This is a genomic window from Candidatus Defluviilinea gracilis, assembly GCF_057138825.1.
In genome coordinates, this window is record NZ_DBNHEF010000045.1 from 37,417 (window position 1) to 44,270 (window position 6,854).

Genomic DNA, 6,854 nt, shown 5'->3' on the forward strand with positions numbered 1-6,854 from the left:
ATAGAAATTTCGGGATGCTGATAACATAAATCAACCCCACAGTTATATCGACAAGGTTTATCCAAATTGTGGCAACAATTGGTGGACTGCAAGCGTATGGCGGGACATGGATACGGCGGCACAGGCTTCGAGGGTAAGGTAGAAGCAACTCAATTTCAGAATAGAATCACTCTGTTATTGCAGTCGCTGGGCAGACCCGCGTCTACGGCGGTGAGTCATATTTTGCAAAGTGGGTAGAGCGACACGCTTCACGTGTCGCATTACGAGGTTCAAAATCTATGTCCATCAAAACTGTAGAAAACAAAAACCTGCGGGAGAAGTCCGCAGGTTTGAATCGGGAGATCATTTCGTCACGCGCAGAGCATGGGAGGAATACGCAGAGGGTGGAGGGGTTTTACAATAGAGTAATTGGTAATTCGTAATTACATCTTACGAATTAATTTGTACATCTCACTCAGCACGAAGGGTGTTCTGATACGTCAGCGCGTTTATTTTCCGTCCGCGCCATGATCCGAAGGCAGGATGTTTTTTCAACGACTGACGCTTACGAGATGCGCGCGTCGGGCTTTGCTGTTGCAGAAAAGAAATGAAATCCATCACCTCGTTCTGTTTTTCAGGAGACAGTTTAGCAATTTGTTCTTGGATTTGTTCGTGAAGGGTCATATTACACCTCGATTGACGTACTCGTCACGCAGTTCCCGGTCGGTAGGGGCCTTGCCCCCTCGCAGGCGAAGCGCGCCTCGGACGCGTTTCAATGACGACCCCTTACGCGATTTCCGCAAGGGACGCATATCAACTTGAAGGGAGCGAGTTAACGCTTCCATCAATTTCAGTCTCTCGTCAGTTGAGAGTCGGTCAATTTCGGTTAGAAGTTGAGCAAAGGTCATATTGCACCTCGCCTTTATTGTACATCGAAAACAAAAACCTGCGGGAGAAATCCGCAGGCTTGAATCGAGAGATCATTTCATCACGCGCAGAGTATGGGAGAAATATGCAGAGGGCGGAGGGGTTTTACGAACACGTGTATGAGTAAGGCGGGTCCACGTGTGCCCTGTCTGTTTAAGTTCTATTCCCCCCTCGGCGCGCGCATGGACTCTAACTGGTGACGCAATTCGATGCGTCGTTCGTCCGCCGCGTGGCGCACATCGTTGAAGAAGTTCTCGCCGCGCGCGCGGATCATCCCGCGCAGTTCCTCGCCCGATTCAGGCGCCATCAACAGCGCAATTGTCGAACCGACGAGACTGCCGACAAAAATTCCGATCAAAAAGCCAAACATGCGTTTCATGGAAATTCTCCTCTATTATCTACCTTGCTCTCGGCGGCGTCCCCGCCGCCGAGGACGGCGGCTTCAGCATTATTTATAAATTTATTATAGGCGAAAAAGGAGATTTGTGGAATAATACGAGTACCGCGCGTATCCGCTTTGCGTGAACGCGACGGCAAAATTTACCCAAGCCTGTCCACCGCGGCGACAAGGGGACGACCGCACCAAACGGCTCCTACCTATTCGGAGGATACCATGTCTGCAACACCAATTTCCACCAGCGCGGCAACGACCGCGCGCAAAAAAGTCACCACGCTCACCTATCGCCAGAAAAAGGAACGCGGCGAGATCATCACCATGCTCACCGCCTACGACTATCCCACCGCGCTGGCGATGGACAAGGCGGGAGTCGATTCCATTCTCGTCGGCGATTCGCTCGGCATGGTGGTGCTGGGATACGAAAACACGCTTCCCGTCACCATGGAGGAGATGCTCCATCACTGCCGCGCCGTCTCACGCGGAGCAAAGTCCGCCCTGCTCGTCGGCGATATGCCGTTCATGTCGTATCAAGTGTCCGTCGAAGAGGCGACGCGCAACGCGGGACGCTTCCTCCAGCACGGCGGCATGGACGCGGTCAAACTCGAGGGCGGACGCGAACGCGCGGATGCGATCCGCTCCATCGTCAACGCGGGGATTCCCGTCATGGGGCATCTTGGACTCACGCCGCAGTCGGTCAACCAACTTGGCGGATTCCGCGCGCAAGGCAAGACCGCCGTCGCCGCGAAACGACTCGTGGAAGATGCGCTCATTCTCGAAGGGGCGGGCTGTTTCGCCATCGTGCTTGAATCGGTCCCTGCGCGGCTGGCGGAGTTGATCTCCAAAAAGATTTCCATCCCCACCATCGGAATCGGCGCGGGCGCAGGCTGTGACGGGCAAGTGCTGGTCACGCACGACCTGCTCGGTCTGTTCGACCGCTTCACGCCGAAGTTCGTCAAGAAGTACGCGAACTTTCACAGCGAGATGCAAAAAGCGTTCGGCGATTTCATCGAAGATGTCGAATCGAAACGCTTTCCCGCGCAGGAACACACCGTTGAGATGGACGACAAAGAGTGGGAATCTTTGCAAAAGGAACTCATCTAAAACAACAAACCACGCAGTACGCAGTATGGAGTAAAACGTATTGCGTACTGCGTATTGCGTAACATGGCAAACGATATCCTCATCCTCGGCACTGGGGCGCTGGGAACTCTGTTCGCGGCGCGTTTATCGCAGGTGGGATACAACGTCACCATGCTCGGCACATGGAAGGAGGGAATCGCGTCCCTGCAAAAAGATGGCGCGCGGATCGTTGATTCCAATGGAAACGAAACAGCGTTCAAAGTCCGCGCTACGGACGATCCGCGTGAATGTGTTGGCGCGAAACACGCGCTCGTGCTGGTCAAAGCATGGCAAACGGAACGCACCGCAAATCAACTTTCAGAATGTCTCGCGGACGATGGACTCGCGGTCACGCTCCAAAACGGGATCGGCAATTACGAAACACTCGCACAAGTTTTAAATAAATCAGCCACAGAGAGCGCAGAGAAAAAAAGAGAAGAAAACTCAAAGAACTCTGTGATCTCTGTGGCTAAACATTCCCGCGTTGCCTTAGGAAGCACAACCACCGGCGCAACCCTCGTAGCACCGGGATTAGCGCGCGCCGGGGGCGAGGGAGTTGTCACGATTCAACGTCATGAAAAACTCGATCCTATCGAATCAGCATTGCTCTCGGCAAAATTCAACGTGCATCTCGTCGAAGACGCGCAATCGTTGGTGTGGGGAAAACTCGTCATCAATGCGGCGATCAACCCATTGACCGCGTTGCTCCGCGTGCCAAACGGCGAGTTATTGAATCGTCCTTCCGCGCGCGAGATGATGGCGAGATTAGCAAGTGAAGTCGCCGAAGTTGCCCGCGCGGAAAAAATAACACTGCCCTTCAACGATCCCGTAGCGATGGTGGAAGAGGTGGCGCGCAAGACTTCAGCAAATCAATCGTCCATGTTGCAGGATGTGCTCCGCAACGCGCCCACGGAAATCGACGCGATCTGCGGCGCGGTGGTCGAGATCGGGAAGAAACGTAATATCGAAACACCAATGAACTGGGCGTGCTGGCAACTGACGCGCTCGCTTCAGAGCCCACAGTGAATTGATATTGATTTACATGGTAAGATTCGGGGAGAGGTGTCTGCATGTCTCAAATAAAACAGTGGTATGCTTTTTTTCTCATCTCTCTTCTGCTTGCTTTTCCATCGAAAGCGCGCGCGCAGGGAGAGGTCAAATTGGATTTTCTCAGCATTGAACTATGGGCTGAATACGACCAGCCAAGCATGCTGATCATCAATGAATTTGTCGTGTCGGCAGAAACGCCGCTCCCGGCTCAAGTGATGTTGCGATTCCCAAAAGAGGGAAACTTGACCGCGGTGGCTTCTAATGTGAACGGGCAGTTGATTAACGCTCCTTTTGAGACGCCTACCCAGCAAGGCGACTGGCAAACGATCGCGTTGAATGTGGATTCCTACGCGCCGTATCGCATTGAATATTATCAACCCATGTTGCGTGAAGGGAACACACGATCGTTTATTTACAAATGGTTCGGCGACTATCAAGTAAACGAGTTCCGCCTGACTCTAAGCCTTCCCGTCGATAGCCGCGAGGTTATGATCGATCCCGCCAACACCTTTGCGACTTCGCAAGATGGTCAGTTCCTCATTGCTACCGTTAACAAAAACAGCCTGAAGATGGGACATTCTTATCAAATGGAGCTGGAATATCGACGAGACACAGAGTCGCTTACTTCTCCAAACGCGGTCAGCCAGGTGCAACCGTCTGAGCCATTGGGCGAGGATACGTTGGGCCGTACTTCGGTGGACAATCTTCCATGGATTGTCGGCGGGATCGGGATCGCTATGATCGGTTTTGTGTTGATCTTGTATCGTCGATCCCTGCAATCGAATGTATCGCACTCCTCCAACTCTCGAAAACGACGCGGTAAACGCGCAGGCTCCCAAACGGATGAATCGCAAGAGGAAGTCTATTGCCACCAATGCGGCACGCGCGCCGTCGCCGGGGATCGCTTCTGCCGCGCGTGCGGGAGCAAACTCCGCGCGAGGTAGGGCGAACCAGCCGCACTTGTGGAAAGAAGCGTTGTGTCCATCCGCATTAAATGTAAAACGGCTCTCGAAACTTCGAGAGCCGTTTCAGTTCCATCAATGAAAAAGGAGGGATGGCTATTCTTGCACAGGCATGGGCGCATTTTTGCGCTGGCGGAACGTGATGCGCGCGCGGGTCAGATCATACGGCGACATTTCCATCGCGACGCGGTCTCCGAGCAGGATGCGAATGTAGTGTTTACGCATTTTACCGGAGAGGTAGGCGAGCACTTCATGCCCGTTATCGAGCCTCACGCGGAACTGGGTGCCGGGCAGCGCCTCGATCACAAGTCCTTCGGCGCGAATTTTATCTTCTTCCTTAGCCATAGTGTCTCTTTCTACTTGTTTCACTCGCCGTCGCGGGTGAAGGTGCGCCGCTTGATGCGACGGATCGCTTTTTTCTTTTCCATTCGGCGCTGTTCGCTTTTGGAGACGAACCAGCGTTTGCGGCGGACGGTGCTGAGCACTCCGCTCTTGACGACCTTTTTGCGAAAGCGTTTCAACAGCGAGTCTTGCGATTCGCCATTACGAAGATTTACGGATGCCAAACGAAGTCACCTCCTTCCCGCATGAAAATAAAAAACTCTGCTTACATGCAGAGTCGGTTGAGGGTCTTTCAAGAAATAAGAAACGACAAAATGATCGCTGGATCAAACCGTGCGCTTCACGCTCCTCTTTTGTAATCGGGGCTATGCCCGTCAACCGAACTGCAAGATTAATTATACATGAAACACGCGCAGTTGGATAGACTGCGCGTGTGCTTTTTTAAGAAAAGCCTCTTGGCAATGACCTACTCTCCCAGGAGGTCGCCCTCCAAGTACCATCGGCGCTGACGGACTTAACTGCCGGGTTCGGGATGTGACCGGGTGTACCCCCGTCGCTCCAATCACCAAGAGACTATTTCACAAGGTAGTGCTGAACAGTAACTGATAAGATTTGCGTGGAAGAGTAATAAGTTCTCCACATCACGGGATTCAGCCCTCGACCATTAGTACAACTTAGCTCAACACATTACTGCGCTTACACTTGTTGCCTATATAGCAGGTGGTCTACCTGCGGTCTTACTCTGTTAACCAGAATACAGGGATCTAATCTTGAGGCGAGTTTCCCACTTAGATGCTTTCAGCGGTTATCTCTGCCCGACGTAGCTACCCAGCAATGCTCCTGGCGGAACAACTGGCACACCAGAGGTCAGTCCACTCCGGTCCTCTCGTACTAGGAGCAGCTCCTCTCAAATCCCTTACGCCCACAGCGGATAGAGACCGACCTGTCTCACGACGGTCTGAACCCAGCTCGCGTACCGCTTTAACGGGCGAACAGCCCGACCCTTGGGACCTTGTCCAGCCCCAGGATGCGATGAGCCGACATCGAGGTGCCGAGCGAGATCGTCGATGTGAACTCTTGGATCTCACCAGCCTGTTATCCCCGGGGTAGCTTTTATCCGGTAAGCCACGGCCCTTCCACTCGGTACCGTGGGATCACTAAGCCCTACTTTCGTATCTGCTCGACGCGTTGGTCTTGCAGTCAAGCTCCCTTATGCCTTTACACTCTGTGGTGGGTTTCCATTCCACCTGAGGGAACCTTTGGGCGCCTCCGTTACCTTTTAGGAGGCGACCGCCCCAGTCAAACTGCCCACCTGGCACGGTCCCCCGCCCGGATGACGGAACGGGGTTAGAGTCTAAGTATTATCAGGGTGGTATTTCACTGATGGCTCCACCGAGGCTAGCGCCCCAGCTTCAAAGCCTCCCACCTATGCTACACAGACGATACCCAAACGCAATGCCAAGTTGCAGTAAAGCTCCACGGGGTCTTTTTGTCCTGCTGCGGGTAGGCCGCATCTTCACAGCCATTTCAACTTCACCGGGTCCCTTGTTGAGACAGTGCTCTGATCGTTACGCGGTTCGTGCGGGTCGGAACTTACCCGACAAGGAATTTCGCTACCTTAGGACCGTTATAGTTACGGCCGCCGTTCACCGGGGCTTCGGTTCAAAGCTTCGCTTGCGCTAACCTCTCTCCTTAACCTTCCGGCACTGGGCACGCGTCAGCCCCTATACATCGCCTTACGGCTTAGCAGAGACCTGTGTTTTTGTTAAACAGTCGCCAGAGCCATTTCACTGCGACCTTCCTGCGCTTTGGTTGCCCTAACGCTAGAAGGTACCCCTTCTCCCGAAGTTACGGGGTCATGTTGCCTAGTTCCTTAACAAGGGTTCTCCCGTTCGCCTTGGTATACTCTACCCATCTACCAGTGTCGGATTGCGGTACGGGCACTCAATAATCAACGTTTAGAGGCTTTTCTCGGCAACAAGGCTCAACCACTTATGCCTTACGGCTCGCTCTTGTCTCAGCTCAGCTGACGGATTTGCCAATCAGCCTCAACGCCTAAACAGATCGCACCTGCATCC

The 6,854-nt window shown here is 53.4% G+C and carries 8 protein-coding genes and 2 rRNA genes; 4 read left to right on the forward strand and 6 right to left on the reverse strand.

Annotated features, from left to right (window positions below; all coding sequences use genetic code 11):
* The first annotated feature begins 66 nt into the window (after positions 1 to 66).
* Positions 67 to 237, forward strand: a complete 171-nt coding sequence (locus tag AC16KF_RS05635; RefSeq protein ID WP_484036320.1) for a hypothetical protein — start codon at positions 67 to 69, stop codon at positions 235 to 237.
* A 213-nt stretch (positions 238 to 450) separates the two neighbouring features.
* Here AC16KF_RS05635 and AC16KF_RS05640 read toward each other — a convergent pair whose 3' ends face one another.
* The gene (locus AC16KF_RS05640) at positions 451 to 663 is read right to left on the reverse strand and encodes a DUF2281 domain-containing protein (protein WP_484036321.1); all 213 of its coding nucleotides are present in this window, start codon (positions 661 to 663) and stop codon (positions 451 to 453) included.
* A gap of 403 nt (positions 664 to 1,066) precedes the next feature.
* Positions 1,067 to 1,285 (reverse strand): YtxH domain-containing protein, encoded by a 219-nt coding sequence (locus AC16KF_RS05645; protein ID WP_484036322.1) that lies wholly within the window; start codon positions 1,283 to 1,285, stop codon positions 1,067 to 1,069.
* A gap of 234 nt (positions 1,286 to 1,519) precedes the next feature.
* Here AC16KF_RS05645 and panB point away from each other — a divergent pair, with 234 nt between their 5' ends.
* From panB to AC16KF_RS05660, 3 genes are all read left to right on the forward strand, one after another.
* Positions 1,520 to 2,404, forward strand: a complete 885-nt coding sequence (panB, locus tag AC16KF_RS05650; protein WP_484036323.1) for a 3-methyl-2-oxobutanoate hydroxymethyltransferase — start codon at positions 1,520 to 1,522, stop codon at positions 2,402 to 2,404.
* A 63-nt stretch (positions 2,405 to 2,467) separates the two neighbouring features.
* A complete protein-coding gene (locus AC16KF_RS05655) occupies positions 2,468 to 3,448 on the forward strand; it encodes a ketopantoate reductase family protein (protein WP_484036324.1) in 981 nt (326 codons plus the stop codon).
* Positions 3,449 to 3,492: 44 nt separating this feature from the next.
* A complete protein-coding gene (locus AC16KF_RS05660) occupies positions 3,493 to 4,416 on the forward strand; it encodes a zinc-ribbon domain-containing protein (RefSeq protein ID WP_484036325.1) in 924 nt (307 codons plus the stop codon).
* 114 nt (positions 4,417 to 4,530) lie between these two features.
* Here the strand turns inward: AC16KF_RS05660 and infA are convergent, their stop codons facing one another.
* The 4 genes from infA to AC16KF_RS05680 form a co-directional block, all read right to left on the reverse strand.
* Entirely contained in the window at positions 4,531 to 4,779 is a 249-nt protein-coding gene (infA, locus tag AC16KF_RS05665) for a translation initiation factor IF-1 (RefSeq protein WP_484036326.1), read from the reverse strand.
* A gap of 20 nt (positions 4,780 to 4,799) precedes the next feature.
* Complete coding sequence (gene rpsU, locus AC16KF_RS05670) at positions 4,800 to 5,000, reverse strand: 30S ribosomal protein S21 (RefSeq protein ID WP_116720379.1); 201 nt, start codon at positions 4,998 to 5,000, stop codon at positions 4,800 to 4,802.
* A gap of 229 nt (positions 5,001 to 5,229) precedes the next feature.
* A 5S ribosomal RNA gene (gene rrf / locus AC16KF_RS05675) occupies positions 5,230 to 5,346 on the reverse strand.
* A 75-nt stretch (positions 5,347 to 5,421) separates the two neighbouring features.
* A 23S ribosomal RNA gene (locus AC16KF_RS05680) occupies positions 5,422 to 6,854 on the reverse strand; the annotation flags it as partial.